Here is a 17,707-nt window from a genome sequence, read left to right as displayed (position 1 = left end):
TACTTTATGTGATCACTTGACCATAAAACTTTCAATTGACTTAGCGACATCATCATCTATCTCCCTCCACGACCTCAGATGAGAAATGGAAAAAACATACTCGACCTGCAAACCGCTATTGGTTACCGTCATGACGGTGCATGAAGGAGAGGGACCCCCTACCCGCGGACATTGCAACCTGAAATACTCGCCATCGCCTTCCTTGATATAGAGGTCAGCGCCCTTACTTTTGTCGCTCGCTCCTTGGTTATCCCAGTAGTGCGCAAGTCCATTCAGATCACTGGGAAGAAGGTCTAACCTATTCATACCCCTCATGCGCTGAACATACTCATCGCTTGGGTATAAGCTAATTCTTGGGCTTATTATTATTGATATCTTGTTGCCGTGCCCAAGCCGCTCAAACTCCGCCCGAACCGACTCATCATACGGCCTTACCCCCGGGATCAAACCAGTTATGGATATACCCCCCGCCTCAGTGAATTCATCCTTTGGATTTGGCCACCTATTTTTCCTCTTCAAGAAATCATCATAGTGATATCCGAGAGGAACCTCATATTTCTTTCCCGCAAGCATATACCTAACGGGCTCATTAAGGTTTACTTCTTCACTCATACGCCCCCCACAACCAGAAAGAAAAATTGAAATAGCGGCAACACTCTGCCACCAGATCGCTATGTTTAAGTAAGGAAATTTCACCAACTCTCCCGATTAGCAATATTAGAAATACTAGATTTCGCCAATCCCACAGCTAAGCGGCAAGGAATTAGCTTGTAGCGAATAGCGCCTGCAACCGTTTCGCTCATCGTTCTCGCATTGCCTCAACACCATGCCGTTTTAGAGGACTAAGCAGGTAATCGATCACCCGCCGCTTGCCGGTCTTGATCTCCGCGCTCAGCGTCATGCCCGGCGTCAGCGTTGCTTCGACACCGTCAATCACCAGACCCGCATCTGCCAGCTTGATCCGTGCCGGAAAGACTAGTCCAAGGTTTTCGTCCTGCGCGGCATCGTGTGAGACCGTTTCCACGATGCCTTCTAGATAGCCATAGCGGGTGTAGGGGAAGCTTTCCACCTTGAGTGTCACCGGTTGCCCCCGCTTGATGAAGCCAATGTCCTTATTCAATATCGTTGCCTCCACTTCCAGCGATTCCTGATTCGGTACTACCGCCATCAGAGCCTGAGCTGGCGTCACAACACCGCCATTGGTATGAATCACCAACTGTTGCACCGTGCCGTCTACAGGCGCCCGTAGCAGCATGAGTTGATCGCGCTGCTTGGCCTTCGTCACCTGCGGCGCATACTGCCCAACCTGCTCGCGGGCCTGGCGCAAACCATCTAGGGTTTGCTGGCGGGTATCAGCCTCGAGCACGCGCAACTCTTCGCGTGCACCGACCAAAGCAGAGCGAGTTTCCAGCAAAGCAGCCCTTTGGGCAGTCAGTGCTCGCTCTAACTCGACCATTTCCTGCTGACGGGCGAGGTATTCATGACGGCTGACGTATTGCCCACCCAGTAGTCGCTTTAAGTCGGCTACCCGCTCGCGCGAGATAGCCAGACTCTGCTCCATCGGTCCGATCTGTGAGCGTACGGTGTTGGCTTGTGCTTCACGCTGGGCTATGGCCGCAAGCAAGTTCTGGCGCCTTGCCTGATATTCAGCAAACTCACTGTTGGCCAAGTCCGCCGCTGCTCGCAAGCGCGGAGAAGGTACAGACGGGTCATCCGGTAAAACCGGCAGCATGCCGGTGTCCAGCGATTGCATCATGGCGGTTTGGCGCAATTCGGCCAGCTTTGCCGCAACCAGTGCATCGCCTGCCTGCTGGGCATCCGCACCGGTGGCCGTGGCATCTAGCTCGACCAGAACTTCGCCCCGTTTCACGACTTGGCCGTCGCGGACCAAGATGCGGCGGACCACGGCTGTTTCCATCGACTGGATCACCTTGGTTCGCCCCCCACGACAGTCTTGCCGGGGGCGACGGCCACCACGTCCACCTTGCCGATACATGCCCACAGCAGCGCAATACAAAAGAAGCTGGCAATGATGCGCAGAGTCCAGCGTGCCGCAGGGGAAACTGGGGTTTCCGTCAGTTCCAGGTGTGCTGGCAGAAAGGCGATTTCGTCGTGTGTGCGTGGCGGTGAATCCAGTGACTTCCGCTCCGACCATACGGCACGAAAGATCGCGGTGTAACGTCGTAGGAACTCCCCCACGCCTTGCAGAACGTGCCTCATGAAGCCGTACCTCCTTGTTGCAGGCGGTGCAGATGTGCGTAATAGCCATCGGGCCGCGCCAACAGGGCTTCATGGTTGCCGGCTTCGACGATCTCCCCCTTCTCCACCACCACGATGCGGTTGGCATGGCGCACGGTGGAGAGACGGTGGGCAATGATGAGCACCGTGCGTCCCTTACAGATGGCGCGCATGTTGGACATGACCGCGTGTTCGGACTCGTAGTCCAACGCACTGGTGGCCTCATCGAAGATCAGAATACGGGGATCGGCGATAAGCGCACGGGCGATGGCGACACGTTGACGTTGGCCGCCGGAAAGCCCCGCACCATGCTCGCCCACCTTGGTGTCGTAGCCCTCGGGCAGTTCCATGATGAAATCGTGCGCACCGGCCAGCTTAGCGGCGCGAATAACCCGTTCCAGCGGCATGCCCGGCTCGGCCAGCGCAATGTTCTCGCGGACGGATCGGTTGAACAGGAAGTTCTCCTGCAACACCACGCCCAACTGGCGGCGCAGCCAGGCCGGATCGGCCACGGCTAGGTCCTGCCCGTCTACCAATACCCGGCCGCGCTCGGGGGCATACAGCCGCTGTACCAACTTGGTTAGGGTGCTCTTCCCGGAGCCGGAGCGACCAACGATGCCGATGACCTCACCCGCCTGGATGTCCAGATCAATGCTGCGCAGAATCTCGGGAGCATCGGGTCGGTACCGAAAAGTAACCCGCTCGAAAGTCACCCGCCCGTGGATGGGCGGCAATGCCAAACGACTCCCTGGGACTTCGGTCTTGGTGTTGAGGATGTCGCCAAGGCGTTCGACCGAGATTCCCACTTGCTGAAAGTCCTGCCAGAGCTGGGCCAGCCGGATAATCGGTGCGGCGACTTGCCCAGAAAGCATGTTGAAAGCGATCAACTGGCCAAGCGTCATTTTGTTTTCAATGACCAGCTTGGCACCGAAGTACAGGATGGCAACACTGACCACCTTCTGGGTCAACTGCACGCCTTGCTGACCCAGTGTTGCGATCTTGGTGACGCGGAAGCCGGCACCCACGTACCCGGCCAGTTGGTTGTCCCAGGTACGGATCATGCGCGGCGAAACCGCCGTGGCCTTGACCGTACCGATGCCACTGACCGTTTCCACCAGGAAAGCCTGGTTGTCGGCACCACGTGCGAACTTCTCGTCCAGGCGCTTACGCAGTACTGGCGTGATGCCGCCGGAGATCAGCGCATAGACGGGGAGCGACAGCACAACGACCAAGGTCAGCCAGCCGCTGTACCAGAACATCACTGCAAGGAAGACCACAGTGAACAGCAGGTCCAGCACCGAGGTCAGTGCCTGCCCGGTCAAGAACTGGCGGATGTTCTCCAACTCGCGCACGCGAGCGATGGTGTCGCCTATACGCCGCGATTCGAAGTAGGCCAACGGTAGGTTGAGCACATGGCGGAACAAGCGCGCGCCCAATTCCACATCGATCTTGCTGGTGGTGTGGGCGAACACATAAGTACGCAGACCATTCATCACCACGTCGAACACTGCCATTGCGATCAGACCGATGGCGATGACGTGCAAGGTAGTCATCGCGTGATGTACTAGTACCTTGTCCATCACAACCTGGTAGAACAACGGCGTAACCAGCGCGAAAAGCTGTATGAACAGTGAGACGACGAAAACCTCGGTCAACAGCTTGCGGTACTTGACCACCGCCGGGATGAACCAAGTGAAATCGAACTTGGCCAGCTCCCCGAGCACTGACGCGCGCGAGGCAACCTGCAACAGACGCCCGGCATAGCGAGCTTCGAACTCGTCACGCGTCAACGCTTTTGGACGGCGTTCGACTAGATCGTGGATCAGTATCTGCGTGCCATCGTGCGAGACTTTGGCCACCACGAAGGGCGGTTCTTCCTCCGTGCCCCAAGCGAGTGCCGGGAGGTTGGCGCTCCCGATACGGGAAGCCGGGTGAAGATGGAATTTGGCCTTTAAGCCAAGCTGCTTGGCCGCCAGCAGTAGGGTGCTCTCATCGAACACCTCGCCGCCACGGCCAAAATCATGGGTTAACTGCTGCTCGTCGGCCGCAATCCCATGGAACTGTGCCAGCAGCACCAGTCCACGCATACCATAGTCAGGCTGTGGCCCATGCAGCGGCAGAGGCACGACCACATTGGGCGAACCATCGACATCCATGTCTTGCTTCCCAGCCCAATCAGGACAATGAAGATGTCGAATCTATACGCTTGAGGAAAGACAAACGCAAGTCGAAGAATTGACAAGCACATCATGGGTAGCGCGAGAAAAATGTGTAACCCCATGAAATAGAAACAAAAATAAAATATCCCTATCCGTGATGAGTATCACACATGGAAGACGCGCCACAGTGGCTCGCCACCGATTACCCGTGCATTTCAAATTGGAGAACCCGGTGCTATACGGTTCCGAGGAATCTTGAGGCCAGTGTTTCAGGGCGAATTCCGGCAAGGACCAATGCTCATTTAGGCGCATCCTGCGGTAGATAGCCCCTGCGGCTATCTATATGTCCCGCCAGGCCGCGCTAAGAACAATGCGGCTGCCGGGTTAAGTATGTCTGCATCAGCGAGGACCATCCATCAAAAGCCCGAAACTTTGAAATCCAGGTGGCGATCTTCCTTCCCCAAGGTCGAACACCAAATTCCAATGATTCTCGCACGCCTCAGCGAGACCCTAAGGTAGATCAACGAAAACGCGCTGCCGAATGACTTGAGCGCGCGAATGATGCCGTCTGTCGGCCTACTTAGCACTTGACAATCAAGAAGAAAAAATCATTCCCTATTGACGCGTATCCGATAAAACCCAGTCGCCGTGCTAGCTGAGAGCTGCCCTCGCTACAACAGTTCTCGACGGCCCACCCGAAGTATTGAGTAGAGCAATCGAATGGACTCCGCAGTTTCTGCGCACGATAAACTCGTCTCGCACCTCTCGCAACGCATCCATCTTGGTAAAGATGAGGATACAGCTACCGTCAACGAGTTGATTAAGCAGCTGAATCTTCACCATCCACGAAGCAGCTTTGAGGAGATTACGTTTCGATCCCTCAAAGAGCTATTCGCCTTCCTCCAAAATTCTGTTGACCTCTCGGTGACCGATGGAAACCAAAGACTTCCCGTCGATACACTCCGGACCATAGAACTATTATTTCTCGCAAACGAAAATAGCAGAAGGCACGTCTTTAACCTCCTTCGGCCACCAGCTGACCGACCAACAATGGAATTCAGCACCGGCACTACCATTTCCAGGGATAAGGGAGCAGCTGAACTAATCAACCTTTTGATAGATACCCTTAGCAGCGACGTGGACACCAGCAAGCGGCTGCGCTTATCTCAATTGCTTGGCAACGAGAAACACAAGACAACAGCCGAAAAACTCTGCTTGGTCGCAGAGCGCACCAGCGATGAGGTTGCTCGAACCTTAAATCTAGCAACCAGCAGCGACTATGATCTGGCGCGGGCGTATCACAAGCTTTCTGATCTCCAGGACGCCATCGAAATTCGCCCTAATAAAGATCAAACCTGCCCTACATCAGAGGCTATGTTTGTCTACTTAGAGATGCTCGCTTTCCGGCACTTCGTCATGCATCACCGTCAGCATCTCCACTCGACCGCAATCAAGGACACCTCAGCAGCCGACATTGAGCATCTCCAGCAGATTTGTGCCGCTATTGCCTTGAAGTCAGAGCTTCGAGTGACGCCACTCGATACATGGCTTACAGCCAGCAACATCCATCAACTGGGCTCAGACTTCCGAGAAGAAATAGTCTCTGCTGTACGTTCCGCAACCGGCATTGACGGCCGAGTGGATCTCAACGCGGAACGAACACAATGGTTGCTTGCTTGTTACATATCCAGAACTTGGGGAACGGATGAGCCGAATGCCCCGTTACTTTCTATTTGCGACGTCATTTGCGCTTTCTGCTCATTCCACTACGAGCAGAAAGCAGGTACCGCCTATCAGCCATACTGGCACGGCCAAAGCACCCAAGGTAGTGATGCGCGCAGACACTTCGACAAGGGGCGAAATACGGATGACCCCTATCAGCACCAAGGTGTCATCCAAATCTACCTGAACCGATTCTTCGAGTATCAAGCTGCGTTCAAAGGGAACACACGTAGCCATCATGCATGGATGCGCTACCAAGTGGCTCGGTTAAACACGTACCTGCGCGCAGTACGGACAAATGACATCTCTGCACTCATCGACAACTTACTCCGGATCGATGACCTAAGTATCAATCAGGCTAAAGAACTCGCTGGAGAGCTCTCAAGCTCTCTTTGACGAATCCCACATCCAGACCGCGGCCCTCAAGGGTACGGAAGCGTGCGCGTTCAAAGACCGATACCACTCAATCAGCTCGCAATACTCCCCCAATCAAGCACTGGACTACTAAGTAGCCCTCCAATACTGGAGGGCTGCACCATGCTTGGCTTTTTTGCTCATGCTTATCATGCATCAAACGATAGGCGCGCCTCGGTTGCAGCAACACCTACCACACGTAGCTACGCCCGACTATTCGGTTCAAAGCCAGGCGGGTACTTGCTACGACGCCCGCCCAACGTGTCCTTGAGCAGTTGCACGCTGTTCTCCTCCGTTCGCGGTCGGCCGCGCTTGCTCGGCTCTTTGCTACTCATCCGGGACCGCCAAAAGTTGCGGGTCTTATCATTGGTCAGCTTAAGCACGCAGTCCTGCTTGGTCAGGTAGTGCAGCGCGGCGCGCAGTCCGATCATTTTCTCCCTGTCCTTGAGAGTGAGTACACCCAGCCCGTCGTACTCATACTTCTTTCGATCGACCCAACAGTTATGGTAGCTGCCTGCTGTCGCCCCGACACGAGCCATCCACGCCTCACCGAGCTGCTGAGACAGCCAGCCGCCATTCTGCTGCTCGTTGCCCTCACAGATCACCATCAGGTGCCAGTGCATGCCGCGCACCACCCCGTTCTCGCACTTGATGATGAAACCCAAGTAGTCCGGCAGGTGACGCCTGCACCATGCACTGTCGCGCAACCAGTTCAGGAAGCGGTAAATGTGCTTGTATGCTCCTGGCGCGTCGTAGTACGGGCTGTAGTACAGATCAATGCGCATGATCAGCAGCTTTGAGTGGCGCTGCGCCAAGTAGCAGATGTACTCACGAGCGCTGTCGAAGTTCGCCTGCGCTTGCTTGTTCTGTTCACGTACTGCGTTGATGAAGCGCCACGTGCCGCACGCACGACGCACAAAGCGGCAGAATCGAGCCAGCAAGAGTACCAGATCCTCTGACTGCAGCCCCTCTCCCACCTTGGAGTGACCGATGGCCCGCGCGTAGCGCTTCATGGCACGCATCAGCACAGTGGTTTCGGGGTTGAACACGTGGTTGATGTACGTTGTCGCCCACTCGTGGCGATACAGCGCACACGCACTCACGATCAGCTTCCCCAACTTGGTCAGCGCATACGCTGGCAAGGGGTCCCATGCCTTCTGACGCGAAGCCAGCCTGCAGGGCTCACCGTCACGCTGGAGAGCCTCGTACAGCTCACGCAACGTTATCGAGGTGAAGTCCTTGAATGCCGTGTCATCGGTACCGGTGAACCAGACAGCTTCCTGGTCGGTGCTGTAGTACTGCTCGGTACCAGGGACTCGCACCCGACCGTTCTGACTCACCACACGAACGCAGGTCTCAACCAGGCGTTCGCGGACCGCTTCTGCCTTAAGAATCTTTTTGACCTTAATAGCCCACGCTGAATCCGGGGCTCCCTTCTGCTTACGAATTTTCATCTTATTTCCGGGATGGAGCACCCCGCCCTGCTCCTGCGACAACTAGCCACAGTCGCGCGAAAGCGTGGACAGGGAGCGTAAAAGAGATTGACACAATGAATGACCGCCCCTGATAGCGGCTCGGCAACAAGTCTTGCCTGCGATGACATTCATGGAGTATTTGCAGGTCAAGCTTATAAACTTGAATCAGCAACGAACAAGTAGAGCGCACACTAAGTGCGTATGGATCCACCCGGACTAACATCTGCACAGATGGAGTACACAAGCAGATAGATCAGCGTGATTACCTCAAAGGACAGCTTAACTACCCAGATAGATATATGGATAGATAATCTATATATCCGAAATTCCTCTGAGGAAATTCACTGGATATTCCCATGCTGAATCCCGCCAGGCCCAAGCAATTCCTACTTCAGGCCATTAAGTCAACAATGCCGAGTTAGCGAATCGCTCACTTGAAAGCACGACGCGAAGCGACCCAGCCAAAGATTTCGCTGGCGCGCCATGCCACCGCGCGTGCGCCGATCTTCACCGGCTTCGGGAAGGAAGGATCGTAGTAACGCGAGCGCGGGTTGCAATAGGACCAGATCGACGAACGACCCAAGCCGGTGACCTCCAGAACCTGCTTCTCTCGCAAGAAGGTGTCGGGAGGGGCAGCGACGACTACCGCCCCCGGCGCACCCGCGGGCTGGTCCATCCGCGCGCCATGAACGCCCGAGAGGCGCACTTTCGCGGTCATCACGTCGGTTGACGGAGTGCGCGGCTCCCCCAAGTTCTCGGAACTCCAAGAACCATCGAAGCCAAAGCGGGCGGGCGCATACGAACCCGTACTACGATCAACCTGACCGCGAGGAATCTTGCTGTTGTTCACAACCACCTCCTACGACGTCTATTAAGGCCGCCTCGCACTGCATGCCGGGCGGGTAGAGGCACAGGAAACCATATAGCTCGCCAAGCTAACACGGAGAAAAAATCAAGGAATTTGCAGCTTGCCAAATCCAACCGGCTTGGGGTGCGGCAATGCGCCGATCTACCGGGGCTAGCCGAGCGTCCATGCAAGGGAGCTTGCGGAGGCCGGCTCCTCCACAGGCGAGTGCTCCGAGCTATCGCTCACTTAGCGAAAGAAAACTTGGCTTTTCCCCTACGGGGTTAACTCGGCTTGTCCGATAGCGTCCAAATCCTAGCCAATGAGCCTTGTCGCCCATTCGATAGGGGTGCCCAGGTATTGCCTTCTGCAACTGAATGATTAGGCTCGAATCAACAAGCTGCATTGCGCTACCGGAGCTACCTCTTGTTCGAGTCCCCCCATCCTTTCCCTGACCACCGACCGATCTGCCCGATCGATCAGCTGCCCGATCCACTGCGTTCCGTCGCCCTGCATCTCATTACCGCCAAGCGCGTGCCGGCCGCGATCGCACTAACAGACGCACTCTCAGCAGCGGGGGCTGTCGTTCACTGCGGATTTGACTGTCGGGCGCCTGATGGTGGAGTTCTGCCAGCGACCATCAATACGTGTGCACTGACCCCAACGGCCACGGGCAAGGGGCGCTCCTACGAAGTCTTCTTCGAACAATTCATCAAGGCAAAGAAGGCGCGTGTTCGTCAGGCGCGTCAGGGAGCTGATGCACTCGATCCGCCGCTTCAGATGCGACTCCCTCGAGTGGAAACACTGATAACCCAGGCCATCAGCTTTCGTTCGCTGATGGAAACGCTGGATGGCATGGGCATGAACATGACACTCCAGCGCGAGGATGGTTCAAGCCTGTTGGAAACCGATCTTTTCAAGAAGCACACCGACGCTTTGACGCAGTTGTGGAGCGGCAATCCGCCCTTGGATTGGCAGGTCCGTGGTGCGACGCTTGAGGCCAGTGATGCGCGTGGGAGCGTGGGATTTCGGATTCAACCGGATTTGATGTACGACTATGTCGCCCGATCGGGCCGTCGTGACCGGGATGTGGGCTGGTGGCCGCGATCCATTGTGGGCTGCCACGACCCCAAAAGATTCCCGGAGAACGAGTCCTACGAAGCACCGCCTGGCAAATATGCAGCCGACGCATACCAAGCCAGAGTCGCCGACCTCATCAGTCAGATAAACGGAAACTATGACCGGGGGGATTTCAGCCGCATCCCTATCAGCCTTGATATACATGCCTCAGCGTACATGATGTCCTTGGAGCGCCAACTGATCAGGTGGGCTGAAACTGAGTATGAGGATGTTGATGATGCCGCCCGTAGAGCATGGGAGAACACCCTTCGGGTGGCGGTGGTGCTTCAGGTGTTTTGTGATCGTCCAGGGCCAGTCACGCTTGACATGGTGAAACGCGCCTGGGCAATCATGGAATGGTCACTTTCGCAGTATCGCTGGGTGTTTGTGGACGCACCCGCGAAGTACTCTGACAAGGCAATCGCAAAAGCGGAGGCAGCCGCCAAAAAACATGCCAGTGACTGGACCAAAAGACAATCCAAGCCTATTAAAAAGCCGACAACCTGGCAAAATGCTGATTTCATATTAACTTGCCTCGATAGCGCTTCGACCCACGATCGACTACATCGCACCGCCTCAATGGAGGATGTTTTCCGACTCTCCGACATGCCCAGGAAAAGGTTTGAATCCGCCTTGGAATGGCTTAAAAAAACGAATGAAGTGGAAGAATTCAAGGATGGCCACGAAACCGTATTAAGGCGCATCCTCCATCGCACCAACCGGTGGTAACAAAAGTGGAACCCTCCAGCGCCTCTTTGCCAGCTAATCCCTGCTGATGAAGAAGCAAAATGCTCCGCGGCTGACGTCCGCTCAACCTAGCCTGATGTGAAAGGAGGGAGGATCGAACAAGCTCGCTACGACCGCCGGAGTTCCGGCAAAGCGGTCCCGACTTTCTCGCTCGCCCCTCCCATGAGAATCGCACGCGACTATGCGTGCATCCGAACGAAGTTCCATCCGGTACAGAGAGTCACCTGCAGAAACACTCGCGCACATTCCCGTCTAAGGCAGTTACTTTGGGTAGCGATGCATCTAAACACATCATTCCAAGACAGCATCAGGGCAGTTCTCATGCAACTTGAACGTGACGCTCTCGGCGATGGCCCGCAGGTCGATCAGAATAGCAGTTCCGTTTGCTTCGGCCAGCCGATCCGATAAGTGACGCCGATCTTCGCCCTTGAATAAAATGTAGTCCTGATAAGGCGGCCAAGTCATTACCAGAGCATCCAAATGTTGAATGCCTCCGCGGAATAGTGGGCGCATATCTTCCCGGGAAACGATTGAGTTGGCTTGATCGAACGTCAGACCCATCTCGATCAGCTGCTTCGCCAGATGCATGAGGCAAAGATCAGTAAAACCAAAGCGCTTCCACGTCGCTCGCACAGAGTTAATGTCTGGAGCGGAAGCACTCATGCCAACAAGCGGAATCATGACACCACTTCTTCCTAGCAACCCCCGCTTCAAGTAGCTGCGAAGTCCTTCGTAACCGATGCCCACGATCTTCGCGGCAACGGATGTTGTGACGGTCGCTTCCATCTGGCACCTCAAAAAAAACGGTCTTGTTGAAACCGATATTGAACCTTGCAAAATTTGGTGTCAACAGGACCGAAATTGTGCGCGCAGGCCGATCCCCGAAGAATGGGAAAGTCCCGACCGGCTTACCTGGTCCGCTGACGCAGCGTTGGGGCTCCACTAAAGGAGTCCCGCGATGTCACGTGAACCGTTCAATGAAGAGCTGATACTGGCACGCTACTTGGAACGCCGGTTTGGCATGGCGCCCGCTGTCCCAGCAGCGCCAAAGACCAAATGGAAGCGCTTGCATACAAGGATCGCCAATGCCTGGAAGCGATGGTGGCCTCTTGTTGTACCAATCCTCTTCCGACAGTTGATCGCTGCGCTGCTCAAATGTGTTGGGAAGCTATGCTTAGCTGCGATGTCCCGCTTTCTGACGCTCGTTTGATGATCGCCACCTTACTCGCCCCCAGCTACGCCCTCCTGCTATCCCAAACAACTTGCTATTACTGCCGTGGCGCCACCCCCACGGCAGCCCTGTGGGTTCCATCCTTTCAGGAAATTGACCTACAGGATGGAGAGGTAGTGACCTCTGACGAGCCGGCCCTACTGAAGTCGGTGGAAGCCTTGGACTCACAGGCCCAGCTCTTCATTCAAGCCCGGGCGCCTTGGCTTCGCTTGGAAAAAAGCCGCACGGCGGGTTTTGCATACTGGGCCAACCATTGTCAGACATGTGGCGCACTTCAAGGCGATCACTACCTTTTTGGGGTAGATGGGCCCTATGGACTGAAGAGCGAAGAGCAGCTGATGACATTGGATAGGTCCGATGGCTTCGGATCGTTGGAAGCCATTGCTGTCGCGCTGAGATAGACGGCATCTCACCCAGGCGACAAGGCATAGGCGCGTTCAGCCAGCAGACGCTAGCGACGGCTGACTGAATCGCGCACGTGCTCTCCTCATTCGTGTTTGCTAGCTACCTCAGTCAACTTCCCGTTATGAAGAACGTAGCTGACATTCTTCTCCACCGATGGACAGCAGGTGGCATCGTCAGGTCCCTGTACCAGGGTCTTGATCGCAACCGTTCCTTCTTGGACCGTGAAACCCTGAACGCCCTCACCGTACCCGGACACCGGCAGTGAGTCGGCATATGCCAATGCGCCAGCCTCTCTTACAAAGACAGCCAGATGCGTTGCGTAGGCGTTACCACCAGTGGTCGCCTCCAGTACGAACAACACGGCCTTATCGCTGACACCGTCGCCATTGAGGTCACCTTCAGCGAACTTCCTCGCTTCAACGTTCTCATCCGCCTGATCGAAGATGAAAGCCTGCCGAGCCAGTGCTTCATTGATGACGCTTTCATCCGACGCAGCTACTGAGGGCTCTGCTGCGACCTGGGGCTCTGCCTGCGCAGGTGCGCAGCTGATCGCCTCCGCCTGTGCAGCCGTCAAACCTGCCGGCACTTCGCATCCGGCTAGGTTGATGTCACCGGCCTGGGTGAGAGCCGCTTCCTTCTTGCAACCTACAAGCGCCAGTACGGCCAACATGGCTCCCACCAACATACCTACCTTCTTCATACCCTCTCCTAGAGTCGTTTTGGAAAAAACTAACCACGCGCATGGAGTGGGCGTGCTTGTGCACGCCCGCTATCTTCCTTCACTACCGCATCAGTTCCTCTTGTCTGATCCGTCACAGACCCAGCAGTCCGGATCCAGACCGCGAGCGATCTTGTCAGCCCGAATGCTCTCCTGCTCCGCCTGATACCTCGCCTCGCGCTGGGCCGGCGTCAGCAGGCGCACTGCGTTGTATCGCTTCTCCGCCTCTGTAAGCAGAACATCCTGTTTGGGCGTCAGAGTGAAATCATCGCTTTCCGAGATCGAGCGATGTAGCGCCCACATTTCTGGTTCCGTCAGGTATTCCGTGCCGTCTTGCAGATAGTGGGTCTGTGAGACCAGCTTTCCGCCCTCGTACAGGCCCCGCTCCGAGACGGCTCCGTTCTCTTCCCAATAGGCTTCCCACAGCCCTACAGGCACACTGCCTTTGAAGTTGGCTTTTACTTTGACTTGACCATTGAGGTAGTAGCTGATGGCTTCTCCCTCCAGGCCATTGTTCACAGCCATCGCTTGGTAGGATAGTTGCCCCGGCTTTTCGGCGAAGTAGATCTTGATCGGCCCTTCCACGCGGCCGTTCTGCATCGTCAGGATGACACCAGGACTGCCCGTCTTCGTATGGAATACTATCTCCCCATCCAGACCGCCGTCCGTCCGCTTGCCTTCGTAGGCGACAACCTGAGACTGCGGATAGCGGCAGATGTACTTGCCACCTGCCAACCCTTCTTCCACCTCCACATCGCAGACATAGTTCAAGTTGCCCAGCAATGCGGTCATGCTGGTGGGCTGATTGGTGTTCAGGTTCTGAAGGATTGTCCTCAGAGAGCCCAAGAGCGGTTCGAGCTGCTTGTGCGGTACACCGGTCACACGTCCATCGAATGGCTCGTTGGAGCCTGATTCATAGATCTTGCCGTTACTCAGTTCTGCGTTGCGCCAGTCCAGGACAGGTTTGCTGCATCCACCAAGAAGAAGGGCAGCCAGCATGGCTGCAGCGTAGTTGATACGTTTCATGAAATTCCTTGTATGTATGGGCGGGTGGCCGACGCTCGGCCGCAGGAGTTATCCAGCGGTCTGGTCGGCGCTCTATTTCTTGAACATGGCGCCAAGATCCGTCAGCGGTTTCGACACTGGCCCGCTGCTGCAAAGAGCCGGTCGGAAAGATCGGGTGGCGGAACACTCTGCTTCTCGATAGCCAGCAGCCCCTGTTCTCCGTAGTGTTCCTGCAGCTTGTCAAAGGCACATTTACAGCTTGACTTCGGCGCTCCGCCGGCTACGCAGTTATCGACAAACTTGCCGCGCAATTTGTCGAACTCGCTGCTGCACGCACTGAGTGCTAGAACGACCATCAGCATTGGGATAAGTACTGGTTTCCGAAGACTCACGCCTATCGCCTCTTCACCTGCTCGAGGAAGGCGAAAGCCACCAAAACTCAAACCACAGCGCCGATCAGCTTTCCGTGGGAAGGGAAGACCTCTACCGGCGAGGTCAGGCCCTGTCCTAAGTTGTAGAAGAAGCCCTTGTACGCTTAGCGGCCCCGCATATCGAAACAGATGGCCGCGGTGCACAGGCACGTCGTACAGGCCTTTCAGGTACCTCATGTCATTCCCCTGTTGGTTGAGATCAGTTAGTTTCTTGCAGGTAGTGGCTGACGGCTCTGAACAGCCGTCTCAGGTCATCGGCGTTGGGAACACTCAATGTGATGAAGGGCTCGCCATGGATCCGGATGTGCGCACCGTGGGCGGTGATCTCGGTCAGACAACCCAGTAACCGGATCTCAGCCTGCTCGAACTTGGCCTTACACCGAATCTGGGCCTCGGTGATAAGCACGCCTTCCCTGGCACCGCCGAACACGGTGTCGTCGATGAGCACGACAACGTCCTGGGCCCGCAGCCTCTCCCCGTAGCTGTCCAGGGCTCCCTGGAGCTTTTTCCTTGGGATGTTCGGAGCCAGGAACACGCGTTCGAAGGGCTCATTGCTGAACTCGAGTCCCTCCAAAGCCTGCTTCAGCGAGCGGGGAGGGGGAGACTCCGGAGCCTTGGTTCGTGGAGCCTCTGGCTCGGGGCTGGGTCTGGCTGTGGCTCGGGAGCTGTCAAATCGCTCCCGTTGGTCCGGATCTTTAAGGATGGCGTAGGCCTTGTTGATGGCCTGCATCTTGGCCGTGGCCCACGCCACGGACGACGCGTCTCCCGCGGCGTAGCGATCAGGGTGGTACTGGCTTCGCCGACCCTTGTAGGCCAGTTCTATTTCCCAGAGCGGCGCCTCGGGGCGTACCCCGAGGACTTCGTAGTAGTCCTCTTGTGACATTTGGATATCTGTCAATCCTTAGGCGCACGCGCCTCTTGAAAGGTCTGATTGGTTGCTACGGGATCGGCTAAACAAGATCACCACCCCTACTGTTTGCCATAATGGCAAATGTGATGCGATGATGAAACAGGCAGACTTGGACACCGCTTGCTTCGTGCCGTTTCCATGCCTGCTCCATCCATTCCCAAATCCGTCTTTGGTCGTCGCCTGCGCGCGGCCCGACTGGAAGCTGGGTTGAGTCAAGCTGACTTGGGGGCTGTCTTGGGCTTGGAAGATTCCAATAGCGCCGCACCACGTATCTCGCGCTACGAGTTGGGGTTACGAGATCCTGATCCCAAAACCGCTGAAGCATTGGCCAAGGCGCTCGGCGTTCCTGTTGCTTACTTCCACGCCACATCCGACGTCTTGGCAGAAGTCATCCTTCTCGTCGCACGTCTTCCAGCATCAAGACAACAAGCCGTCCTGCACTTGATCAAGGACTACACAGAAGGCAAGTCCCCTCCTGCGGGTTAGGGGAAGAGTGGGAGATCCTGCCCTTCGTGATCTTGAGCCTCCATCAGGTATCTCCCAGCTCGCAATCTAAGCCGGCTGGCGGCCTCTCTAGCCCGCGCCTTCATCCGCCAGTTTCCATCGGCAGCTGAGCGCTCTACCTCCCGTGCCTGTCGGTCTAGATCAGCCGCTTTGGCACGAGCTATTGCCGCTCTGGTCGATGACCAGGACGTCTCCGCTTCCTTCATGCTGTTCTCCTAAGTATCCGGGTCTTCAGATCTGCCCGAGCTGAGCCATCGAGGTGCCTTGGCTCGCCGACACCACAAGGTGGTCGACGACCCTCACCTCCACCATCGCCAATACTTCCTTCAACCGCTTGGTGATGGCTCGATCCGCTGCTGACGGCTCGCAATGTCCGCTAGGGCGGTTGTGAGCCAGTAGGACCGCTGCTGCGTTCAGGGCCAAGGCACGTTGGACGACAATTCGCGGATGGATCTCAGCCCCGTCTATGGAGCCTGAAAACAGCCTTTCTACGGCGATCAGGCGGTTGCGGGCATCGAGGAACGCCACCTCGAAGTGCTCGCGGATCTCATGCCCTAGACGCAGGCGGAAGAACCTGCCGGCAACATCCGGATCTCCCAATAGAAGGCCACCGACCATTGCTCTGCTCTCAAGAATTTCCAATGCTTGGGAGAGAACGGAGCTGTCACGTTCGTTCAAACCGCAAGGTGGCTCTGCTAGGCGTTGCTTCTGCAGCGAGACGTTCATGCGGCTTCCCCTAACAGTTCCTTCCACGCCTTCTGCTTTAGCAAGGCACCTTGGCCGAACCAGGCTGCATCCAAGCGGTTCTCCGTACTCTGCGCCCGGCGATGGTGGTCCACGAACTCGGTGATACTGTTGAGGAGACCGAAGGCGGTGCCCTTGCTGGTCTTCAAGCAAGCTCCTCTCCCCTGCCCGTCGTACAGCGCCCGCACCTTGGCTACAGCCTGCTCATTCACGACTGCCTTCCCATTCTGAGGAGCCGGATACGTGAGCAAATTCCGTAGCACCCCATCGACCGAATCAGGGTTCACAGGTGTCTCACAGAGGATCCGCATCCGCTCCACGAAGCCATGCCAGCCCTCAACCGCAACACCCAACTGGCTCTTGACCTTGTCAGCATCGAAGGCACTGCGGTGCGGGACCTTGATGGCTCCGGTTCGATCCCCAACGGCGATCTGCAGGGTGTTGTTACACACCACGCGAACTGAGGTGAACTGGGCGGTGGTAGCCAGCGTTCCGTCACAGGCCGTGGCGAGAAGAAGGTACCCATTGACCTGATCCTGTCCCTTTAGGGCCACACCCTGCCCAGTACGGGCCAATGCCCAGAACTTCCGCCCGCCGCGAAGAACGCCTGCCGTTTCCAGCTCAAAGCCGCTGTACCGCGTCAGGTCGCGGTAGAACTCAAGGATCTCCCGCGGCTGGACCACTTGATAGCGCTTGGACACCACGGCCAGCGGTCGCTTGGTGTCAGAGCGATAAAGCACCTTCTGCCCGGGGAATGCCCTCACCGGATACTGATCCTCAGCCTCGGCGGCGAATCGCACTTCAGCCTCCTCCAATGACCAATTCATACCGGCGCGCTCGCGCCATACTTCAATGGACTGCCCTGGAGCCAACTGGCTTCCGATGCCATGCCATGGGACTTGGCCCGCATAGGCCATGGTTTCAACGTAATGCATCTCGGTCTCCTTTCATAAACGGCATAACGCACAAGGCCCGGACAATGCCGGGCCTTGTGCGTCTATCTGGATTATTGGTTTAGTCGTAGGAATCGCGACCGAACTG

General features: G+C 56.4%; 16 protein-coding genes. 3 read left to right on the top strand and 13 right to left on the bottom strand.

The annotated features are described in order from the left end of the window. Positions 1-12 precede the first annotated feature (12 nt). From ACVOMF_RS06510 to ACVOMF_RS06495, 4 genes are all read right to left on the bottom strand, one after another. Entirely contained in the window at positions 13-696 is a 684-nt protein-coding gene (locus ACVOMF_RS06510; protein ID WP_303747727.1) for a hypothetical protein, read from the bottom strand. Between the two features lie 103 nt (positions 697-799). Next, positions 800-1,906: an HlyD family type I secretion periplasmic adaptor subunit gene (locus ACVOMF_RS06505; RefSeq protein ID WP_481508531.1), complete on the bottom strand. Its 1,107-nt coding sequence runs from the start codon at positions 1,904-1,906 to the stop codon at positions 800-802. A gap of 20 nt (positions 1,907-1,926) precedes the next feature. Further along, entirely contained in the window at positions 1,927-2,220 is a 294-nt protein-coding gene (locus ACVOMF_RS06500) for a hypothetical protein (protein ID WP_481508530.1), read from the bottom strand. After that, complete coding sequence (locus ACVOMF_RS06495) at positions 2,217-4,394, bottom strand: type I secretion system permease/ATPase (RefSeq protein WP_481508529.1); 2,178 nt, start codon at positions 4,392-4,394, stop codon at positions 2,217-2,219. Before ACVOMF_RS06495 ends, ACVOMF_RS06500 begins: the two co-directional genes overlap by 4 nt. Before the next feature lie 723 nt (positions 4,395-5,117). Here ACVOMF_RS06495 and ACVOMF_RS06490 point away from each other — a divergent pair. Next, positions 5,118-6,515, top strand: a complete 1,398-nt coding sequence (locus ACVOMF_RS06490; RefSeq protein WP_481508528.1) for a hypothetical protein — start codon at positions 5,118-5,120, stop codon at positions 6,513-6,515. A 221-nt stretch (positions 6,516-6,736) separates the two neighbouring features. Here the strand turns inward: ACVOMF_RS06490 and ACVOMF_RS06485 are convergent, their stop codons facing one another. Together ACVOMF_RS06485 and ACVOMF_RS06480 are read right to left on the bottom strand one after the other, a co-directional pair. After that, positions 6,737-7,987 (bottom strand): YagK/YfjJ domain-containing protein, encoded by a 1,251-nt coding sequence (locus tag ACVOMF_RS06485; protein ID WP_481508527.1) that lies wholly within the window; start codon positions 7,985-7,987, stop codon positions 6,737-6,739. Between the two features lie 451 nt (positions 7,988-8,438). After that, positions 8,439-8,858, bottom strand: a complete 420-nt coding sequence (locus ACVOMF_RS06480) for a helix-turn-helix transcriptional regulator (protein ID WP_481508526.1) — start codon at positions 8,856-8,858, stop codon at positions 8,439-8,441. A 420-nt stretch (positions 8,859-9,278) separates the two neighbouring features. On the opposite strand from ACVOMF_RS06480, the gene ACVOMF_RS06475 reads away from it, so the two are divergent. Further along, a complete protein-coding gene (locus tag ACVOMF_RS06475) occupies positions 9,279-10,700 on the top strand; it encodes a DUF3987 domain-containing protein (RefSeq protein ID WP_481508525.1) in 1,422 nt (473 codons plus the stop codon). Positions 10,701-11,009: 309 nt separating this feature from the next. Here the strand turns inward: ACVOMF_RS06475 and ACVOMF_RS06470 are convergent, their stop codons facing one another. The 5 genes from ACVOMF_RS06470 to ACVOMF_RS06450 form a co-directional block, all read right to left on the bottom strand. Further along, complete coding sequence (locus ACVOMF_RS06470) at positions 11,010-11,504, bottom strand: hypothetical protein (protein WP_481508524.1); 495 nt, start codon at positions 11,502-11,504, stop codon at positions 11,010-11,012. A gap of 932 nt (positions 11,505-12,436) precedes the next feature. Further along, positions 12,437-13,054, bottom strand: a complete 618-nt coding sequence (locus tag ACVOMF_RS06465) for a hypothetical protein (RefSeq protein ID WP_481508523.1) — start codon at positions 13,052-13,054, stop codon at positions 12,437-12,439. 90 nt (positions 13,055-13,144) lie between these two features. Then, positions 13,145-14,098, bottom strand: coding sequence for a toxin-antitoxin system YwqK family antitoxin (locus tag ACVOMF_RS06460; protein ID WP_481508522.1), 954 nt, complete (start codon positions 14,096-14,098; stop codon positions 13,145-13,147). 101 nt (positions 14,099-14,199) lie between these two features. Continuing rightward, a complete protein-coding gene (locus tag ACVOMF_RS06455; RefSeq protein WP_481508521.1) occupies positions 14,200-14,439 on the bottom strand; it encodes a hypothetical protein in 240 nt (79 codons plus the stop codon). Positions 14,440-14,707: 268 nt separating this feature from the next. Further along, positions 14,708-15,391 (bottom strand): J domain-containing protein, encoded by a 684-nt coding sequence (locus ACVOMF_RS06450; RefSeq protein WP_481508520.1) that lies wholly within the window; start codon positions 15,389-15,391, stop codon positions 14,708-14,710. Positions 15,392-15,556: 165 nt separating this feature from the next. On the opposite strand from ACVOMF_RS06450, the gene ACVOMF_RS06445 reads away from it, so the two are divergent. After that, positions 15,557-15,904 (top strand): helix-turn-helix domain-containing protein, encoded by a 348-nt coding sequence (locus ACVOMF_RS06445; RefSeq protein ID WP_293716824.1) that lies wholly within the window; start codon positions 15,557-15,559, stop codon positions 15,902-15,904. 249 nt (positions 15,905-16,153) lie between these two features. On the opposite strand, the gene ACVOMF_RS06440 is transcribed toward ACVOMF_RS06445, so the two are convergent. Both ACVOMF_RS06440 and ACVOMF_RS06435 read right to left on the bottom strand, forming a co-directional pair. Further along, positions 16,154-16,648 carry a JAB domain-containing protein gene (locus ACVOMF_RS06440; protein ID WP_481508519.1) on the bottom strand — a complete coding sequence of 165 codons (495 nt, stop codon included), beginning with the start codon at positions 16,646-16,648 and terminating at the stop codon, positions 16,154-16,156. After that, on the bottom strand, positions 16,645-17,601 hold the full coding sequence (locus ACVOMF_RS06435; RefSeq protein ID WP_481508518.1) for a DUF932 domain-containing protein: 957 nt from the start codon (positions 17,599-17,601) through the stop codon (positions 16,645-16,647). The genes ACVOMF_RS06440 and ACVOMF_RS06435 overlap by 4 nt, the downstream gene beginning before the upstream one ends. Between the last annotated feature and the right edge of the window lie 106 nt (positions 17,602-17,707).

Source organism: Stenotrophomonas sp. STEN022 (genome assembly GCF_056760155.1).
The sequence above is the reverse complement of the archived record's forward strand: the minus strand, read 5'-3'. Positions and strand labels throughout refer to the sequence as shown.

Bases quoted from the DNA above. Each gene is read 5' to 3' on its own strand.
- ACVOMF_RS06455 (WP_481508521.1), bottom strand. From the start codon at position 14,439: ATGCTGATGGTCGTTCTAGCACTCAGTGCGTGCAGCAGCGAGTTCGAC.
- ACVOMF_RS06495 (WP_481508529.1), bottom strand. From the start codon at position 4,394: ATGGATGTCGATGGTTCGCCCAATGTGGTCGTGCCTCTGCCGCTGCAT.
- ACVOMF_RS06440 (WP_481508519.1), bottom strand. From the start codon at position 16,648: ATGAACGTCTCGCTGCAGAAGCAACGCCTAGCAGAGCCACCTTGCGGT.
- ACVOMF_RS06435 (WP_481508518.1), bottom strand. From the start codon at position 17,601: ATGCATTACGTTGAAACCATGGCCTATGCGGGCCAAGTCCCATGGCAT.
- ACVOMF_RS06445 (WP_293716824.1), top strand. From the start codon at position 15,557: ATGCCTGCTCCATCCATTCCCAAATCCGTCTTTGGTCGTCGCCTGCGC.
- ACVOMF_RS06470 (WP_481508524.1), bottom strand. From the start codon at position 11,504: ATGGAAGCGACCGTCACAACATCCGTTGCCGCGAAGATCGTGGGCATC.
- ACVOMF_RS06485 (WP_481508527.1), bottom strand. From the start codon at position 7,987: ATGAAAATTCGTAAGCAGAAGGGAGCCCCGGATTCAGCGTGGGCTATT.
- ACVOMF_RS06460 (WP_481508522.1), bottom strand. From the start codon at position 14,098: ATGAAACGTATCAACTACGCTGCAGCCATGCTGGCTGCCCTTCTTCTT.
- ACVOMF_RS06490 (WP_481508528.1), top strand. From the start codon at position 5,118: ATGGACTCCGCAGTTTCTGCGCACGATAAACTCGTCTCGCACCTCTCG.
- ACVOMF_RS06465 (WP_481508523.1), bottom strand. From the start codon at position 13,054: ATGAAGAAGGTAGGTATGTTGGTGGGAGCCATGTTGGCCGTACTGGCG.
- ACVOMF_RS06500 (WP_481508530.1), bottom strand. From the start codon at position 2,220: ATGAGGCACGTTCTGCAAGGCGTGGGGGAGTTCCTACGACGTTACACC.
- ACVOMF_RS06450 (WP_481508520.1), bottom strand. From the start codon at position 15,391: ATGTCACAAGAGGACTACTACGAAGTCCTCGGGGTACGCCCCGAGGCG.